Consider the following 15,675-nt stretch of genomic DNA (forward strand, 5'->3'; position numbering starts at 1 on the left):
CGAAAGGACCCAACCCGTGACCGACCTGACCCCGCGCGAGATTGTCTCGGAACTGGACCGTTTCATTATCGGTCAGAAGGATGCAAAACGCGCCGTGGCCGTGGCGCTGCGCAACCGCTGGCGGCGCAAACAGTTGGCGGATGATATCCGGGATGAGGTCTACCCCAAGAACATCCTGATGATCGGCCCCACCGGCGTCGGCAAGACCGAGATCAGCCGCCGTCTGGCCAAACTGGCCCGTGCGCCCTTCATCAAGGTCGAGGCCACCAAGTTCACCGAAGTCGGATATGTCGGCCGCGACGTGGAGCAGATCGTGCGCGATCTGGCCGATGCCGCGATCATCCAGACCCGCGAATACATGCGTGAGGATGTGAAAGCCCGCGCCCATCAGGCCGCCGAGGATCGCGTGATCGAAGCGATCGCTGGCACCGATGCCCGCGAGGCGACCCGTGAAATGTTCCGCAAGAAGCTGAAATCAGGTGAGCTGGACGACACAGAGATCGAACTTGAAGTCTCGGACACCTCGAACCCGATGCCGATGTTCGACGTACCCGGCCAGCCCGGCAGCCAGATGGGCATGATGAATCTGGGCGATATCTTCGGCAAAGCCTTCGGGGGCCGCACGGTGAAAAAGAAAGTGACCGTGGCCGAAAGCTATGACCTGCTGATCGGGGAAGAGGCCGACAAGCTGCTGGACGACGAAACCGTCAACCGCGTGGCACTGGAGTCGGTCGAACAGAACGGCATCGTGTTTCTGGACGAGATCGACAAGGTTTGCGCGCGCGCAGAAGCGCGCGGTGGCGATGTCAGCCGCGAAGGGGTCCAGCGCGATCTGCTGCCTCTAATCGAGGGTACGACCGTGTCCACCAAACATGGCCCTGTGAAAACCGACCACATCCTGTTCATCGCCTCGGGCGCGTTCCACATCGCGAAACCCTCGGACCTGCTGCCCGAACTCCAGGGCCGTCTGCCGATCCGGGTTGAGCTGCGCGCGCTGACAGAAGAAGATTTCGTGCGCATCCTGACCGAGACGGACAACGCGTTGACCCTCCAATACACCGCTCTTATGGGCACCGAAGAGGTTACCGTCAGCTTCACCGATGACGGCATCGCGGCGCTGGCCAAGATTGCAGCGGATGTGAACCAGAGCGTTGAAAACATCGGCGCCCGGCGGCTTTACACGGTGATGGAGCGTGTGTTCGAAGACCTCTCGTTCACCGCGCCCGATCAGGCCGGGACCGAGATCACGGTGAACGCGCAATTCGTGGATGACAATCTGGGCGAGTTGACGAAATCGACCGACCTCAGCCGTTACGTATTGTAACAAATCCAGCTGTATTTCGCCGCCGATTAGACGGCGAATTTCCGTTCCGGCTGGACCTTGCACCAGAAACTGGTAACCGTGACTCAAACTCTGTTTCTTTGAGGGTTGAGCCGTGTTGCGTTTGAGTATTGCCTTTCTTGCTGTTGCTACATTGGTCGCTTGCGTCGACAGAACCGCGCAAGTGACAGTGCCATCCGCGTTGAATGTGGGGTCCGCAGAAACCGTCTACGCGTCCACAACCCGGGGGCGGAACCCCGACGGGACGTTCAACGCAGACCGGGGCGAGCGGGTTCAGTATCATAAAATGACGGTCTCAATCCCGCCAAACCGCACGCCAGGCACGTTGGAGTTCTCTTACGCAAACCCCAATCCGGAAAAGCAGTTTGTTTTGGCCAACACAACAGATCTGTCCGGCCCGCGTGAGCTGGCAAACCAACTGCGTGGAGAGGATGATGTGTCGATCTTTGTGCACGGGTATAACTCGACCCATACCGAGACCGCGTTTCGCGCGGCGCAGTTGGCGCATGATCTGGATATTCCCGGATCGGTCCTGATTTATTCCTGGCCCAGTCAGGCCCGCGGGGCAGGGTATGCCTATGATCTGGACAGCATGCTGTTTGCCCGCGACGGGTTAGAGAAGACAATCCGCGACCTGAAATCCATCGGCGTGAAACGGGTTGTGCTGGTCGCCCACTCCATGGGCGGTGCCTTGTCGATGGAGATGATGCGTCAGGCCGAGCTACGCTCCCCCGGCTGGTCGCGGCGCAACCTTGATGGCGTATTCCTGATCTCACCCGATCTGGATCTTGACGTGTTTCGTTCGCAAATGGACAGCATAAAAACTCCGCCCGATCCCTTTGTCGTGATGGTTTCGCAAAAGGACAAAATCCTGAATATCTCGGCCCGAATTCGCGGCACACCGGGGACGGAACGGCTGGGCAATATCAGTACCATCGAGGCGCTGGCGGACTATCCAATCGAAGTGATCGACGCGACTGCATTCAACAGCGATGCCGAGTCCTCGCATTTCGTTGCCGCAACCTCACCCGCCTTGCTGTCGCTGCTCAGTTCGGCCCGGCGTGTTGGAAACACCCTTGGAAACCGACGCCGGGGGGTCGATTATTTAATCCCCGGCGGTCGACGCAACCCCTCGGGTGCGACGGGGGTTGTTCTGTCTGAGCCCGGACAGGCGCAGGTCACCAGTCAGTAGGGTTCTGGGATTTGCTTGAGAGTCTTCAACCTTCTCGGTCGGCGGGCCGAGCCTAGCGGACCCGTCTCAGATACACGTAGTAGGCACCATCCCCGCCATGGCTGATATGCGCAGGTGTCACCTGCATCACCGCCTGCGCCAGAGGCGGGATCGACAGCCAATGTGGTACCTGATTGCGCAATACACCGCGCGGGGTCGGGATCGGCCCTGGCTCATCGCGGTCTTTTCCCTTGCCCGTGATCACCAGAACCAGGCGTTTGCCCTGCGCTTGCGCTGTCAGCACAAAGCGTACGAGCGCCGGATGCGCCGTGTCTATGCGCATCCCATGCAGGTCCAGCTTGCCCTCGGGCTTGAGCTTGCCACGCTTCATACGGCCAAAGGCCTTGGTATCCATCTGAACAGGGGCGGCGCGCAGCGTCTCGGTGATCGACGGTTTCAAGCGATTTGTAGACGGCTTGGAAGGTTGGTTCTGCCCTACCTCAAACGTCTCGATCCGGGGTTTTGGCAGTTTCTTGGGCGTGGGTTTGGGCAGAGTTGTCGGATGCACGGTCTGAGGAATCTCAGGGTGTAGCCGCTCAGCCTGTTTAGCGACCTTGCGCCACAGCTCGATCTCGTCGCTGGTCAGTTTGCGCCGGGTCATCCGTCGTCATCCGTCGCCATCGCATAGGCGCGCTGGATCGGCAGTAGAACGACCATGCGACCGGGGTCTTTCAACCGGCCAGCAGCTTGCCCGGCCTCGTCACCCGTTCCAAAGAAAATATCGGCCCGTTGCGCGCCCTTGATCGCCGCGCCGGTATCCTGCGCGATCATCAGACGACGCAAGGGCTTCTTGCCGTCTTTCTCAACCCAGACCGGAGCACCGAGCGGCGTATAGGCCGGATCGGCCGCGATGCTGCGCATGGTCGTTATCGACCGGTTCATGGCACCCAAAGGCCCCAGTTCTGGCGCAACGCGGCTGACCTCGCGGAAGAACACATATGAGGGGTTGTGGAACAAAAGCTCAGCCCCAGCTTCGGGGTTCTTGCGGACCCAGGCTTGAATCATCTGCGCACTGACCGCGTGGGCACCCAAAGCGCCGCGCCGGACCAGCTCAACCCCGATGGAACGATAGGGCTGCCCGTTCGCGCCACCATATCCCACACGCAAGGCACCTCCATCGGGCAGGCGCACCCGGCCAGAGCCTTGAATTTGCAGGAAGAATAGCTCAACCGGGTCATCGACCCATGCGATCTCAAGCCCACGGCCCTGCATCACATCGCTGGTCAGGATCTCGCGCCGACTAAGCCACGGTCCGTCCCGCGCCTCAGGCGGCATCTTGTAGATCGGGTACTTGAAACGATCCGTCCGGGTTCTGGAGCCATCAAGCTCGGGCTCAAAATACCCGGTAAACAGACCATCCTTACCGTCCTCCACCAAAACGGGCCGGAAGAAGAGTTCAAAGAAGGACCGCGCAGCATCCCCCTCGTATGTCCGGGCGACACCACAAAGCGCACGCCAATCCGGGTCGTTCAGATCACCGCAAGTGTTCAAAAAAACGGAAAGGGCCGCGCCGTGGTCATCCTCGGCCCAGCCCTGCAGGTCGTCAAACGACAGAACAGATCGCGTCGCCTCGGCTCCGGCGGCGCTGGCAGTGGTCATCGCACCCACCAGAATAAGCGACCGGAGCGTGGCAATCATGCGTCCGTGGCAACAAGCAGCCAGTTCGGATCGTCCTTGCCCATCACGCGAGCAAAGGTCCAGCTGTCCTTTTGGCGTTTCACGGTGTTCGGGTTGCCTTCGATGATGTCACCACCACGATCCCGCACGACCGAGGTCAGCTCACCAATGAACTTCATGGTGATTTCGGCCTCATTCGTATCTTTGTCAAAGGACACATCGGTCAGGGTGGTTTCGCGCACGCCGATAAACTCGGCCTCGATTGTCAGGCCTTGATCTTCGCGCGCGGATACAACCGAGACGAAGGTTTCGAACACATCTTCGGCCAGGAAGGGCTGGATTTCGTCCAGGTTGCCCTTCTCAAAACCCATCACAATCATTTCATAGGCACCGCGGGCACCCTGAACAAATTCACTGACCGAGAAGCTGGGCTCGACCCGCTTCATCGCGGCCAGGGTCTGGGCTTGCTCGCTGTCTTCGGGGACGTGATCGGTGATGTCATGATCCGGACCACCTTCGATCACCTCGAAATCACGACGGGACGCGCCCGCATCGGGCTGATGCGGAACAGGGGGTTTTTCGAAACCTTCACGCGTTCCCAGCACGCTTTTCAAACGCAGGATCAGGAAAACGGCAATTCCGGCCAGTACCAGCAGCTGGATCATGGGTTCGTTCATTTCATCCTCTTTTCAGAACCGAGACTTTGTGTACGCGGCCTCCTGCCACTATGTAGGTGACAGTTGGTGGCAAGTCCACAGTTCGGCCATAGGTAAAGGATAACGCAAATGTACCTGTTCTTGGCATTTTTATTGGTTCCGATCCTCGAGATCGCCCTGTTCATTCAGGTTGGCGGTCTGATCGGTCTGTGGCCAACCCTTGCCATCGTGGTTCTGACAGCGGTTTTGGGCACCACATTGGTGCGGACACAAGGTCGCATGGCGTTGGGGCAATTGCAGCAATCCTTCGCCACTCTGGACGACCCGACCGAGCCCTTGGCCCATGGCGCAATGATCCTTTTGTCCGGCGCACTGTTGCTGACACCCGGATTTTTCACCGATGCCGTTGGGTTTGCGCTGTTAATCCCCGGCGTGCGGATCGCCGTTTTCCGCTATCTGAAGACCAAGGTGACCGTGACCCAGTTCCAGATGGGGCCGGGCGCGGGCTTCCAACAACCACGCGGTCCCCATGATCAGGGCGACGTGATTGACGGCGAGTTTACTGAGGTGCGCCCACGCAGGGACCCTTCGAAACCGTCAAAATGGGTGGAAGGCCCCCACCAGCATTGAGGTGCCGCGCGCAACTTGCTAAGCAGTGTCGAATTTCATTTTTGGAGTAGATCCATGGCCGAAGAAAACGCTGCAGAAAACACTGCGGCCCAAGCCGCCCCTCAGGTTCAGATGCGCGTTCTGGGACAGTTCATTCGTGATATGTCCTTTGAAAACGTCATGGCGCAAAAAGGCGTGTCCGGTGACGTACAGCCCGAGATTCAGGTTCAGGTGAACCTGGACGCGAAAAAGCGTCAGGTCGAGCATCAGTACGAAGTTTCGATCAAGCTGAAGCTGACCTCGAAAGCCAAAGGCATGGACGATGTCCTGTTCCTGTGCGAGCTGGACTATTGCGGGCTGTTCCACGTGGAAGGCGTGCCAGAAGATCAGCTGCACCCATTCCTGATGATCGAATGCCCGCGCATGCTGTTCCCGTTCCTGCGCCGTATCGTCAGCGACGTCACCCGCGATGGTGGCTATCCGCCGGTGAACCTGGACAACATTGATTTCGTTGCACTTTACCGCAACGAGCTGATGCGCCGTCAGGCCGCTCAGGCGGAACAGGCCGAGCAGACCGACGCCTAAATCCCTTGAGCCCCGTGCCTGACCGGATCAGGCACGGGTCCACAGGGCGCTTTCGCCCAGTTTCTCGACAAATGCCTCATGCGCTGCGCGCTCATCCTCGGTGATCCGGGACGGCAGAGGCGTTGCGCGCGGTGTCGGACGCCAGTCATCTGCACCCCCCGCGCCGGACGCGGCCGAGGTAGACAGGCCGAAATCCGGTTGGCGTCCGCCGATCAGCTCTAGATAAACCTCGGCCAGGATCTCCGAGTCCAAAAGCGCGCCGTGCAGCACTCGGTTCGAGTTGTCGATATTGAACCGCCGACACAGTGCATCCAACGAGGCCGGAGAGCCCGGAAACCGTTTGCGCGCAATGGCGAGCGTATCGAGCGCCTGATCCATCGGAATCGGCGGCAGGCCCATCCATTTCAGCTCGGCGTTCAGGAACTTCATGTCGAAAGACGCGTTGTGGATCACCAGTTTCGCGTCGCCAACAAAATCGCGAAACCCTTGACCCACTTTGGCAAAAACCGGTTTGTCTTTCAGCGTCACCTCACCCTTTTCGGGCGGGCGCGGGGTTTCCAGCAGGTCGGGACCGATGCCATGTACGCCAAACGCCTCTTCCGGCATGCCGCGTTCGGGGTTGATATAGACATGATAGGTCTCGCCCGTGGCCACGTGGTTCCACAGCTCGACCGCGCCGATCTCAACAATTCGGTCACCGCTTTCAGGATCAAAGCCCGTGGTTTCGGTATCGAGTACAATCTCACGCATCAGCCATCCCCGCCCTTATTTGCCTGACCACATCCTGCACCTGCGCGCGGGCATGGTCCAGTGTGTCGGTTTCAATCACATAGTCCGAGCGCGCGCATTTCTCGTCATTCGGCATTTGCTTGGCGCGGATCTGTTCGAACTGCGCCTCGGACATCGTGCCGCGTTCCATCACGCGGCGCTTTTGTTCGTCAGACGACGCCCGAACGCAGGCGACCGCATCCATCACGGCCTCACCGCCCGTTTCGAACAGAAGCGGGATGTCGAACACCAGAATATCGGCCGAGGCACTTTCGCGAAACGCTGCACGGTCCGCGGCAACCAGAGGGTGAACGATCCCTTCGATCCGTTTCAACGCAGACCTGTCTTCCGAGATAATCCGTTTCAAAGCCTCGCGGCTGACTGCGCCCTCTAAGATAGCCGAGGGAAAACCCTCAGCCATGGGTCCGACTGCCGCGCCACCCTTGGCATAGAGCCGATGCACCGCTGCATCCGCATCCCAAAGCGCGCAGCCTTCATCGACGAACATCTGCGCCGTGGTGCTTTTGCCCATCCCGATCGAGCCTGTCAGGCCAAGCGCAAACCTCATGCCAGCACGGCCGCGCGCAAATCGTCATTGACCTCCGGGCGTACGCCGAACCAACGTTCAAAGCCCGGAACCGCCTGATGCAGCAGCATGCCCAGACCATCGACCACGGTGCATCCGGCCTCTTCCGCCGTTTCCAACAGGTTGGTCTTGAGCGGCGCGTAGACCAGATCGGTCACCACGGCGCCCGGCTGCAAGCCATCCAATGGCACCCGCAGTTCGGGCTGGCCCTGCATGCCCAGAGAGGTCGTGTTGACCACAAGCTCGGCGTTTTCGATCACGTTGCCAGCCTGTACCCAATCCACAACGGTAATGCGCTGGCCGAATTCTTCTCTCAGATGATCGGCACGGGTGCGGGTGCGGTTGGTCAGCAGAATTTCGGGCACACCCGCATCCGCCAACGCCTGCAACACGGCGCGCGCCGCTCCGCCTGCGCCAAAGACCACGGCCGGGCCATCCTTGGCGTTCCAATCCGGTGCGCCAGCGCGCAGGTTCTCCATGAACCCATACCCATCGGTGTTATCGGCGTGGATCGAGCCATCCTCGCGGAAAACCAACGTGTTCGCGGCCCCGATCACGGTCGCCCGGTCCGAGACGTGGTCTGCAATGCGCAAGGCAGCCTCTTTATGCGGCACCGTCACGTTTGTTCCCACAAAACCGGCCTTGGGCAGGGTGCGCAGGACGGCCTCCAGATCAGCCGGGGCGACATCCATGGGAACGTAGTGCCCATCCAGCCCGTATGTCTTCAGCCAATGCCCATGCAATCTGGGTGAGCGGGAATGGCCCACCGGGTGCCCGATCACTCCGGCCAGAGGAATCTTGTGGTCCGTCATTGATCAATCACCCCTTTGACAGCCAGATAGTTGAGCAGCTCCAACAGTGGCATACCCAAAACGTTAAAGTAGTCACCGTCAATGGTGGCGAACAGGCGCACGCCTTCTTCCTCAAGCTTATATGCGCCCACCGCGTGGCGGATGCTGTCCCAGTTGCGGTCGACATAGTCGCGCAGATAAGCGTCCGAACTCATCCGCATCCGCAGGCGCACCTGACCGACATGGCGCCAGATCGGCTCTCCGTCCTGATAAATCACCGCTGCGGACAGCAACATGTGCCGCTTGCCCCGCATCATCTTCAACTGGGCAAAGGCATCCTCAGGGGTCTGAGGCTTCGACAATAGCTGTCCGTCGAAATCCAGAACCTGATCGCAGCCCAGCACCATCGCTCCGGGTGTCTTGTCACTCACCTTGCGCGCCTTCATTTCCGCCAGCGCATCGGCAATGTCACGCGGCGAGGCGCCCTCGGCCAACAAGGCGCGCTTTATGCTATCCTCGTCTACGCGCGCGATCTGAACAGAGAAAGGCACGCCTGCATTTTTCAGCAACTGCGCGCGAATGGAGGATCCTGAGGCCAGGACAATGGGGACAGACATGTGGACAACCCCGTGGGCAAATCGTTGAGCGGTCTTGGACGCTTTGTATGGTTTTCAGATTGACACGCAAGCCCGGGAATTTCGCGAAAAACTTCCCTGAGTCGCTCAAAAATCATCCAATCGGGGTAAGGATAACTTGGAAACGGCGGATAACCGGGAAATCTGGAATTGTTCAAGGTGTTATCCCCAGATGCATCCTCTGACGTCAGTTTTAACTATATGTTTTATATGATTTATTATTGAAATGCACAGAATCACTCAAATCTTGTCCAAAACTGTCCACTTGGGGAAAACCAATGGGTAAAAAAGTAATCCACGGATTTTACCCACCCTACAAAACCATCTTCCTTTCTTCTTTCTTATTTTTTTATTAGGGAGAGTTCCGAGCAACGCCCGGAGCCAAAATGACTGATCTTCTTTTCGCGATTTACCCGTGGGTGAAGTCCCTTCATATCATGGCGGTGATTTCGTGGATGGCAGGTCTGTTCTACTTACCTCGTCTGTTCGTCTATCACGTCGAAAAGGCGCAAGCGGTTAACGGGGCCGAGACCATCTTCTTTGAAATGGAAGAGAAGCTGCTGCGCGTGATCATGCGCCCTGCGATGATCGTGGCCTGGGTCTGTGGTCTGATCATGGTGTTCACGCCCGGTATCGTCGGTTGGGATTTTGCATGGCCTTGGGCCAAAGGCGCGGCCGTGATTGGCATGACCTGGTTTCATCATTGGCTGATGGCCCGCCGCAAGGATTTCGCTGAGGGGCGAAATAAGCTCACTGGGCGGCAGTATCGCATGATGAACGAGGTTCCGACCGTTCTGATGGTTGTCATCGTTCTGGCGGTCATTCTGAAGTTCTGAGGGCCATTCAAGCACGGGCCTGTTTGACTCCGCAGATCGACGCAACTATGTAGGGGACAACACGCCCGTCCGGGCGGCGTCTTTTCCGTACTAAAATTCCACTTCCAACCGCAGTCCGCGGTGAAGGTATGCATCATGTCCAATGAATCCCTGAATCTGGCCGACCTAAAAGCCAAAAGCCCCAAAGACCTTCTGGCAATGGCCGAAGAGCTGGAGATCGAAAACGCCTCGACCATGCGTAAAGGCGAGATGATGTTCCAGATCCTGCGCGAACGCGCGGATGAGGGCTGGACTGTTGGCGGTGACGGCGTTCTTGAGGTCCTGCAAGACGGCTTTGGCTTTTTGCGTTCACCCGAGGCGAACTATCTGCCGGGTCCCGATGACATCTATGTCTCGCCCGACATGATCCGCCTGCATTCGCTGCGCACCGGCGATACCGTTGAAGGTGAGATCAAAGCGCCAGACGATAACGAGCGTTACTTCGCGCTGACCAAGGTCACCAAGATCAACTTTGAAGATCCTGAGAAGGCCAAGCACAAGATCCTGTTTGACAACCTGACGCCGCTCTATCCGGATGAGCGTCTGAAGATGGAGATCGAAGATCCCACCATCAAAGACAAGTCGGCCCGTGTAATCGACCTGGTCTCGCCCATCGGTAAAGGCCAGCGGTCGCTGATCGTGGCCCCGCCGCGGACCGGTAAAACGGTGATCCTGCAGAACATCGCGCACTCGATCGAACAGAACCACCCGGAGTGTTATCTGATCGTCCTGCTGATCGACGAACGCCCCGAAGAGGTGACGGACATGCAGCGCTCGGTGAAGGGAGAGGTTGTGTCTTCGACCTTTGACGAACCGGCGACACGTCACGTCGCCGTGTCCGAGATGGTGATCGAAAAAGCCAAACGTTTGGTCGAGCATAAACGAGATGTTGTTATTTTGCTCGACTCGATCACAAGACTTGGTAGGGCGTTTAACACTGTTGTGCCTTCTTCGGGTAAAGTTCTGACCGGGGGTGTGGACGCGAACGCCTTGCAGCGGCCCAAGCGGTTCTTTGGTGCCGCGCGGAATATCGAGGAGGGTGGTTCGCTGACCATCATCGCCACCGCGCTGATCGATACCGGCAGCCGGATGGATGAGGTCATCTTTGAAGAATTCAAAGGCACGGGTAACTCGGAAATCGTTCTGGATCGGAAGATTGCAGACAAGCGCGTGTTCCCGGCCATCGACATCCTCAAATCCGGTACCCGGAAAGAGGACCTGCTGGTCGACAAGGGCGATCTGGCCAAGACTTTCGTTCTGCGCCGTATCCTCAACCCGATGGGCACCACCGACGCAATCGAGTTCCTGTTGTCCAAGCTGAAACAGACGAAGACAAACGGCGAGTTCTTCGATTCGATGAACACCTGACACAGGTCTTAACTGACGCGAGGCCTTCGAATGGACACGATATTCGCCTTGGCCAGCGCGCAAGGCAAAGCCGGGGTGGCGGTCATCCGCCTCTCTGGTCCTGACGCGCATCGTGCAGCGGCTGGGATGACCGGTGGCGCACTTCCGGCGCGTGGGATGTCTCTGCGGGTTTTGCGGGATGCTGACGGTACTCGTCTGGATGATGGGCTGGTGCTGACCTTTAAGGCTCCGGCCAGCTTCACCGGTGAAGATGTGGCAGAGCTGCAGATCCACGGAAGTACGGCCTCGGTCAATGCTGTCATGCGCTGCTTGTCGGACACGAACGGTCTGCGCCTTGCCGAACCCGGAGAGTTCACCCGCCGCGCGTTGGAAAACGGCAAGATGGATTTAGCCCAGGTCGAAGGCCTTGCCGATTTGATCGACGCCGAGACGGAAGCCCAACGCAAACAGGCGCAAACGATCCTCGCTGGTGAGTTGGGAAATCTGGCCGAGCGATGGAGGAGGGATCTGATCCGAGCGGCCTCTCTGTTAGAGGCCGTGATCGACTTTGCCGATGAAGAGGTTCCGACCGATGTCACCCCTGAGGTGCGCGATCTGATCTCGGGCGTCATGGCGGATTTGAGGCGCGAAGCAGATGGTGTTCAGATCGCGGAACGCATCAGAACCGGATTCGAAGTCGCAATCGTCGGCCTTCCCAACGCGGGCAAGTCTACCTTGCTGAATGCTTTGGCGGGGCGAGACGCTGCAATTACATCAGAATATGCGGGGACAACGCGGGACGTTATCGAAGTCCGAATGGATCTGGCAGGGCTTCCGGTGACTTTGCTGGACACTGCCGGGCTGCGCGATACGGACGACCACGTTGAAAGCCTTGGTATCGCATTGGCTAAGAAACGCGCTGAAACTGCTGATTTGCGTGTTTTTCTTTCTGACGACCCGTTGAGTCTTGGTGTTGATATTCAGCCGGATGATATTCAGGTGGCACCGAAAGCGGACCTTCGAAACCCAGAAGACGGTGGAGTTTCAGGTAAAACGGGTCAGGGGATTGATCAGCTGATATCCAATATATCGCGTGTACTGAGTGATCGCACCACTAGCCATGGTATTGCAACACGAGAACGCCATCGCATTGCTTTGACTAGAGCATTGGACGCTCTGACTGCGGCAATGTCGGTTCTGGAATCAGGTCCGGACCTGTATGATATCGCAGCAGAAGAGATGCGCACTGCGATCCGCGCACTTGAATATTTGGTGGGCAGAATAGGTGTCGAGGATCTGTTAGATGAAATATTCTCGAGCTTCTGCCTGGGAAAATAGGGAGTGTTTCACGTGAAACATTCAGACTTTGATGTAGTCGTCATTGGCGCAGGGCACGCGGGCACCGAGGCTGCGCATGCAGCAGCCCGAATGGGTGTTTCGACAGCATTGGTCACGCTATCCGCCGCAGATATCGGTGTGATGTCCTGCAATCCTGCAATCGGGGGATTGGGTAAAGGCCACTTGGTTCGTGAGATAGACGCTTTGGACGGCGTTATGGGGCGTGTTGCCGACCAAGCAGGGATCCAGTTCCGGCTGTTAAACCGTCGCAAGGGGCCAGCAGTGCAGGGGCCAAGAACACAAGCAGATAGGGCGCTTTACCGAGCTGCGATGCAAAGGGAAACGGATAGGCAAGAAAACCTGTCTGTTATTGTTGGCGAAGTCGTAGACTTTCTGATGAATCAGGATCGTGTCGCTGGTGTAAAATTGGGCGACGGGTCAGAAATCTCAGCAAAGTCAGTCATTCTTACATCGGGCACGTTCCTTCGCGGTGTGATCCATATCGGAGACGTCTCGCGACCCGGAGGTCGCATGGGAGATCGCCCTTCCGTCAGATTGGCGGAACGTTTGGATGCATATGACCTTCCAACGGGACGGTTGAAAACGGGAACCCCACCGAGGTTGGACGGGCGCACCATAGATTGGTTAGGTTTGGAGCGCCAGGACGGCGACGACGAGCCAACCTTGTTCTCGTTCCTGTCGACATCCGTTGTCGCGCCTCAGATTTCGTGTGGGATTACGCATACGAACGCTCAGACACATGAAATAATTGAAAAGAACCTAAGCAAGTCGGCGATGTATGGCGGCCATATCGATGGGGTGGGTCCAAGATACTGCCCGTCGATCGAAGACAAGATCGTTCGGTTTGCAGAGAAAGACTCGCATCAGATCTTCCTTGAGCCCGAAGGAGTGAACGACCATACAATATACCCCAACGGTATTTCGACGTCCTTGCCGCAGGATGTGCAGCTACAATATGTTCGTTCGATCAAAGGGCTAGAGAATGTTGACATCCTGCAGCCCGGCTATGCCATTGAGTACGACTATATAGACCCCCGTGTCTTATCAGCGACTTTGGCCTTGCCCGAGATTCCAGGCCTATATCTAGCTGGCCAGATCAACGGAACCACAGGATATGAGGAGGCTGCCGCTCAGGGTATGGTTGCTGGCCTCAATGCGGCTTTGGCTGTTCAGGATCGGGAACCGATCCATTTCACCCGTGCCGATAGCTACATCGGTGTCATGATAGATGACCTCACCACTCGAGGCGTTGCAGAGCCGTATCGGATGTTCACCTCGCGTGCAGAGTTTAGATTGTCTCTGCGTGCGGATAACGCCGATCAGCGTTTAACGCCGATTGGGCTACAGTTGGGTTGTGTTGGAAGCCGACGCCGAAAAGTCTTTACTGAAAAGATGGATCAATTAAGCGACGCGAAATCGCTTTTGAGTGATCGAACCTATACGCCGAAAGAGGTTTTGGCAGCTGGCATCAATGTCAATCAGGACGGGAATAGACGTGATGGAATGGCGATTCTGGCTTTTCCGGATGTGGCTTTTGAGGATCTGCTGCCCTTGATACCCGAACTGGACACGGTGATGCCAGAAATCCGGCTTCAGGTCGCTAGGGATGCGCTATACGCAAACTATATCGCACGGCAACAGCGGGATGTCGAAGCTATGAAGAGGGATGAATCCTATCAGATTCCCAGGGATTTCGACTATTTTGCTTTGGATGGGCTTTCATCTGAAATGAAGCACAAGCTGTCTCAGGCAAAACCCGGAAATATTGCTCAGGCCAGTAGGGTAGAAGGCGTTACACCCGCGGCATTGACTTTGGTTTTGGCAAAACTTCGGCGTGATCAAAAAGTTAAACAAGCATGAAGCCTGAATTTTCCAAGTTCGATGTTTCACGTGAAACATTCGACCGGCTGGATAGGTATGTGGAGCTGGTGAAACGCTGGAATCCCAAGATCAACCTGGTTTCCAGGAACAGTCTGGAGGACATCTGGGACCGACATATTTTGGATTCCGTCCAGGTATTCCGATGTGCAACGGTCGCGGATACCTGGGTGGATATCGGAACCGGAGGCGGATTTCCGGGGATGGTATGCGCGATTGTGGCATTGGACGAGGCGCCATACACCCGTTTCCAATTCGTTGAAAGTGATCAGAGAAAATCGGCTTTTCTAAGGAACGTTGCACGTGAATGTGGGGTGACGTGTCAGGTCATTTCAAAACGAATCGAATCCGTTGATCCACTTGAAGCTGACATCCTATCAGCCCGCGCTTTGGCAGATCTACGCACATTATTGTTCTTTTGTGACAGGCATTTAAGCGAGAATGGCACTGCTTTGTTGCCGAAAGGCGCGAACTGGAAAAAAGAACTGTCAGAGGCCCAGGAAGAATGGAAATTCGATGTTGAGCCGATTACAAGTTTAACAGAGCCCCAAGCCGTAATCCTTAAAATCAAAGGAGTATCTCGTGGTTGATCTTTCTCGTCCTTCAGGGCCCCGGATAATTGCGGTTGCCAATCAGAAGGGCGGAGTTGGGAAAACTACGACGGCGATAAATCTGGCTGCGGGTTTGGCCGAAGCTGGCTGCCGGGTTCTGGTTGTTGATCTCGATCCGCAGGGCAACGCGTCGACTGGATTGGGTGTCGAAGACCGAGATTGGACCACTTATGATCTTATTCTGGACGACGCACCGCTCGAGGCGGTCATACAAGAAACTGAGATAGGTGGTCTTTTCGTCATTCCGGCCACTGTCGATCTGAGCTCGGCGGATATCGAACTGATTTCAAACGAAAAACGCAGCTACTTGCTGCATGACGCGTTGCGACAAACCTCAATAGACGGATTCGAGCTGGATTTCGTCTTGATTGACTGCCCTCCGTCCTTGAATCTGCTGACGGTGAACGCAATGGTTGCGTCCCATTCGGTTCTTGTTCCATTGCAGAGTGAATTCTTTGCTCTGGAGGGTTTGTCTCAGTTGATGCTGACGATTCGAGAGGTTCGCCAAACTGCGAATCCGGATCTAAGAATCGAAGGTATTGTGTTGACCATGTATGACAACCGCAACAACTTGTCCCGTCAGGTCGAGAAAGACGCACGTGACAATTTGGGTGAGATGGTTTTTAAGACCAAGATACCCAGAAATGTGCGGGTCAGTGAGGCGCCGTCTTACGCGTTGCCAGTTTTGCAATATGACTCGGGCTCGCTTGGGGCGATGGCATATCGTCATTTGGCCCGCGAAGTCATGCACAAGAACAACAAAGTCGCTGCTTAAGCGACAATGA

At 56.9% G+C, this 15,675-nt stretch carries 17 protein-coding genes; 10 read left to right on the plus strand and 7 right to left on the minus strand.

Annotated elements, in window-relative coordinates; all coding sequences use genetic code 11:
• Nucleotides 1-16 precede the first annotated feature (16 nt).
• Together hslU and J7394_RS09345 are read left to right on the plus strand one after the other, a co-directional pair.
• Nucleotides 17-1,324, plus strand: a complete 1,308-nt coding sequence (gene hslU / locus J7394_RS09340; RefSeq protein WP_209252548.1) for an ATP-dependent protease ATPase subunit HslU — start codon at nucleotides 17-19, stop codon at nucleotides 1,322-1,324.
• A 181-nt stretch (nucleotides 1,325-1,505) separates the two neighbouring features.
• Nucleotides 1,506-2,534, plus strand: a complete 1,029-nt coding sequence (locus J7394_RS09345) for an alpha/beta hydrolase (RefSeq protein ID WP_371811992.1) — start codon at nucleotides 1,506-1,508, stop codon at nucleotides 2,532-2,534.
• A 52-nt stretch (nucleotides 2,535-2,586) separates the two neighbouring features.
• Here J7394_RS09345 and J7394_RS09350 read toward each other — a convergent pair whose 3' ends face one another.
• From J7394_RS09350 to J7394_RS09360, 3 genes are read right to left on the minus strand one after another with little or no spacing between them, the layout of a single operon-like run.
• Entirely contained in the window at nucleotides 2,587-3,174 is a 588-nt protein-coding gene (locus tag J7394_RS09350; RefSeq protein ID WP_209252553.1) for a Smr/MutS family protein, read from the minus strand.
• On the minus strand, nucleotides 3,171-4,211 hold the full coding sequence (locus J7394_RS09355) for a murein transglycosylase A (RefSeq protein WP_209252555.1): 1,041 nt from the start codon (nucleotides 4,209-4,211) through the stop codon (nucleotides 3,171-3,173). Before J7394_RS09355 ends, J7394_RS09350 begins: the two co-directional genes overlap by 4 nt.
• Nucleotides 4,208-4,867 carry a Tim44/TimA family putative adaptor protein gene (locus J7394_RS09360; protein WP_170380193.1) on the minus strand — a complete coding sequence of 220 codons (660 nt, stop codon included), beginning with the start codon at nucleotides 4,865-4,867 and terminating at the stop codon, nucleotides 4,208-4,210. The genes J7394_RS09355 and J7394_RS09360 overlap by 4 nt, the downstream gene beginning before the upstream one ends.
• Nucleotides 4,868-4,975: 108 nt before the next feature.
• Here J7394_RS09360 and J7394_RS09365 point away from each other — a divergent pair, with 108 nt between their 5' ends.
• Both J7394_RS09365 and secB read left to right on the plus strand, forming a co-directional pair.
• Nucleotides 4,976-5,476 carry an FxsA family protein gene (locus J7394_RS09365; RefSeq protein ID WP_209252557.1) on the plus strand — a complete coding sequence of 167 codons (501 nt, stop codon included), beginning with the start codon at nucleotides 4,976-4,978 and terminating at the stop codon, nucleotides 5,474-5,476.
• A 54-nt stretch (nucleotides 5,477-5,530) separates the two neighbouring features.
• The gene (secB, locus tag J7394_RS09370) at nucleotides 5,531-6,040 is read left to right on the plus strand and encodes a protein-export chaperone SecB (protein WP_170380195.1); all 510 of its coding nucleotides are present in this window, start codon (nucleotides 5,531-5,533) and stop codon (nucleotides 6,038-6,040) included.
• A gap of 27 nt (nucleotides 6,041-6,067) precedes the next feature.
• On the opposite strand, the gene dnaQ is transcribed toward secB, so the two are convergent.
• From dnaQ to J7394_RS09390, 4 genes are read right to left on the minus strand one after another with little or no spacing between them, the layout of a single operon-like run.
• Nucleotides 6,068-6,790 (minus strand): DNA polymerase III subunit epsilon, encoded by a 723-nt coding sequence (gene dnaQ, locus J7394_RS09375; protein ID WP_209252559.1) that lies wholly within the window; start codon nucleotides 6,788-6,790, stop codon nucleotides 6,068-6,070.
• Nucleotides 6,783-7,376 (minus strand): dephospho-CoA kinase, encoded by a 594-nt coding sequence (coaE, locus tag J7394_RS09380; protein ID WP_209252561.1) that lies wholly within the window; start codon nucleotides 7,374-7,376, stop codon nucleotides 6,783-6,785. Before coaE ends, dnaQ begins: the two co-directional genes overlap by 8 nt.
• A complete protein-coding gene (locus J7394_RS09385) occupies nucleotides 7,373-8,206 on the minus strand; it encodes a shikimate dehydrogenase (RefSeq protein WP_209252563.1) in 834 nt (277 codons plus the stop codon). The genes coaE and J7394_RS09385 overlap by 4 nt, the downstream gene beginning before the upstream one ends.
• Nucleotides 8,203-8,802: a nucleoside triphosphate pyrophosphatase gene (locus J7394_RS09390; protein ID WP_209252565.1), complete on the minus strand. Its 600-nt coding sequence runs from the start codon at nucleotides 8,800-8,802 to the stop codon at nucleotides 8,203-8,205. Before J7394_RS09390 ends, J7394_RS09385 begins: the two co-directional genes overlap by 4 nt.
• 404 nt (nucleotides 8,803-9,206) lie before the next feature.
• Between J7394_RS09390 and J7394_RS09395 the strand changes: the two genes are divergently transcribed.
• From J7394_RS09395 to J7394_RS09420, 6 genes are all read left to right on the plus strand, one after another.
• Nucleotides 9,207-9,656, plus strand: a complete 450-nt coding sequence (locus J7394_RS09395) for a CopD family protein (RefSeq protein ID WP_209252567.1) — start codon at nucleotides 9,207-9,209, stop codon at nucleotides 9,654-9,656.
• 135 nt (nucleotides 9,657-9,791) lie between these two features.
• Complete coding sequence (rho, locus tag J7394_RS09400) at nucleotides 9,792-11,063, plus strand: transcription termination factor Rho (RefSeq protein WP_209252568.1); 1,272 nt, start codon at nucleotides 9,792-9,794, stop codon at nucleotides 11,061-11,063.
• A gap of 30 nt (nucleotides 11,064-11,093) precedes the next feature.
• A complete protein-coding gene (gene mnmE, locus J7394_RS09405; protein WP_209252570.1) occupies nucleotides 11,094-12,380 on the plus strand; it encodes a tRNA uridine-5-carboxymethylaminomethyl(34) synthesis GTPase MnmE in 1,287 nt (428 codons plus the stop codon).
• A 12-nt stretch (nucleotides 12,381-12,392) separates the two neighbouring features.
• On the plus strand, nucleotides 12,393-14,261 hold the full coding sequence (mnmG, locus tag J7394_RS09410) for a tRNA uridine-5-carboxymethylaminomethyl(34) synthesis enzyme MnmG (protein WP_209252572.1): 1,869 nt from the start codon (nucleotides 12,393-12,395) through the stop codon (nucleotides 14,259-14,261).
• Nucleotides 14,258-14,869 (plus strand): 16S rRNA (guanine(527)-N(7))-methyltransferase RsmG, encoded by a 612-nt coding sequence (gene rsmG, locus J7394_RS09415; RefSeq protein ID WP_209252574.1) that lies wholly within the window; start codon nucleotides 14,258-14,260, stop codon nucleotides 14,867-14,869. Before mnmG ends, rsmG begins: the two co-directional genes overlap by 4 nt.
• The gene (locus J7394_RS09420; protein WP_170380205.1) at nucleotides 14,862-15,665 is read left to right on the plus strand and encodes an AAA family ATPase; all 804 of its coding nucleotides are present in this window, start codon (nucleotides 14,862-14,864) and stop codon (nucleotides 15,663-15,665) included. The genes rsmG and J7394_RS09420 overlap by 8 nt, the downstream gene beginning before the upstream one ends.
• The last annotated feature ends 10 nt before the right edge of the window (nucleotides 15,666-15,675 follow it).

The sequence above is a fragment of the Ruegeria sp. R13_0 genome (assembly GCF_017743995.1).
Taxonomy (GTDB): domain Bacteria; phylum Pseudomonadota; class Alphaproteobacteria; order Rhodobacterales; family Rhodobacteraceae; genus Ruegeria.

What these genes read in the sequence shown, in the direction of transcription:
- rsmG (WP_209252574.1), top strand. Translation starts at nt 14,258, where the DNA reads ATGAAGCCTGAATTTTCCAAGTTCGATGTTTCACGTGAAACATTCGAC.
- dnaQ (WP_209252559.1), bottom strand. Translation starts at nt 6,790, where the DNA reads ATGCGTGAGATTGTACTCGATACCGAAACCACGGGCTTTGATCCTGAA.
- J7394_RS09395 (WP_209252567.1), top strand. Translation starts at nt 9,207, where the DNA reads ATGACTGATCTTCTTTTCGCGATTTACCCGTGGGTGAAGTCCCTTCAT.
- rho (WP_209252568.1), top strand. Translation starts at nt 9,792, where the DNA reads ATGTCCAATGAATCCCTGAATCTGGCCGACCTAAAAGCCAAAAGCCCC.
- coaE (WP_209252561.1), bottom strand. Translation starts at nt 7,376, where the DNA reads ATGAGGTTTGCGCTTGGCCTGACAGGCTCGATCGGGATGGGCAAAAGC.
- J7394_RS09385 (WP_209252563.1), bottom strand. Translation starts at nt 8,206, where the DNA reads ATGACGGACCACAAGATTCCTCTGGCCGGAGTGATCGGGCACCCGGTG.
- J7394_RS09390 (WP_209252565.1), bottom strand. Translation starts at nt 8,802, where the DNA reads ATGTCTGTCCCCATTGTCCTGGCCTCAGGATCCTCCATTCGCGCGCAG.
- secB (WP_170380195.1), top strand. Translation starts at nt 5,531, where the DNA reads ATGGCCGAAGAAAACGCTGCAGAAAACACTGCGGCCCAAGCCGCCCCT.
- mnmE (WP_209252570.1), top strand. Translation starts at nt 11,094, where the DNA reads ATGGACACGATATTCGCCTTGGCCAGCGCGCAAGGCAAAGCCGGGGTG.
- J7394_RS09350 (WP_209252553.1), bottom strand. Translation starts at nt 3,174, where the DNA reads ATGACCCGGCGCAAACTGACCAGCGACGAGATCGAGCTGTGGCGCAAG.
- J7394_RS09355 (WP_209252555.1), bottom strand. Translation starts at nt 4,211, where the DNA reads ATGATTGCCACGCTCCGGTCGCTTATTCTGGTGGGTGCGATGACCACT.
- J7394_RS09360 (WP_170380193.1), bottom strand. Translation starts at nt 4,867, where the DNA reads ATGAACGAACCCATGATCCAGCTGCTGGTACTGGCCGGAATTGCCGTT.
- J7394_RS09365 (WP_209252557.1), top strand. Translation starts at nt 4,976, where the DNA reads ATGTACCTGTTCTTGGCATTTTTATTGGTTCCGATCCTCGAGATCGCC.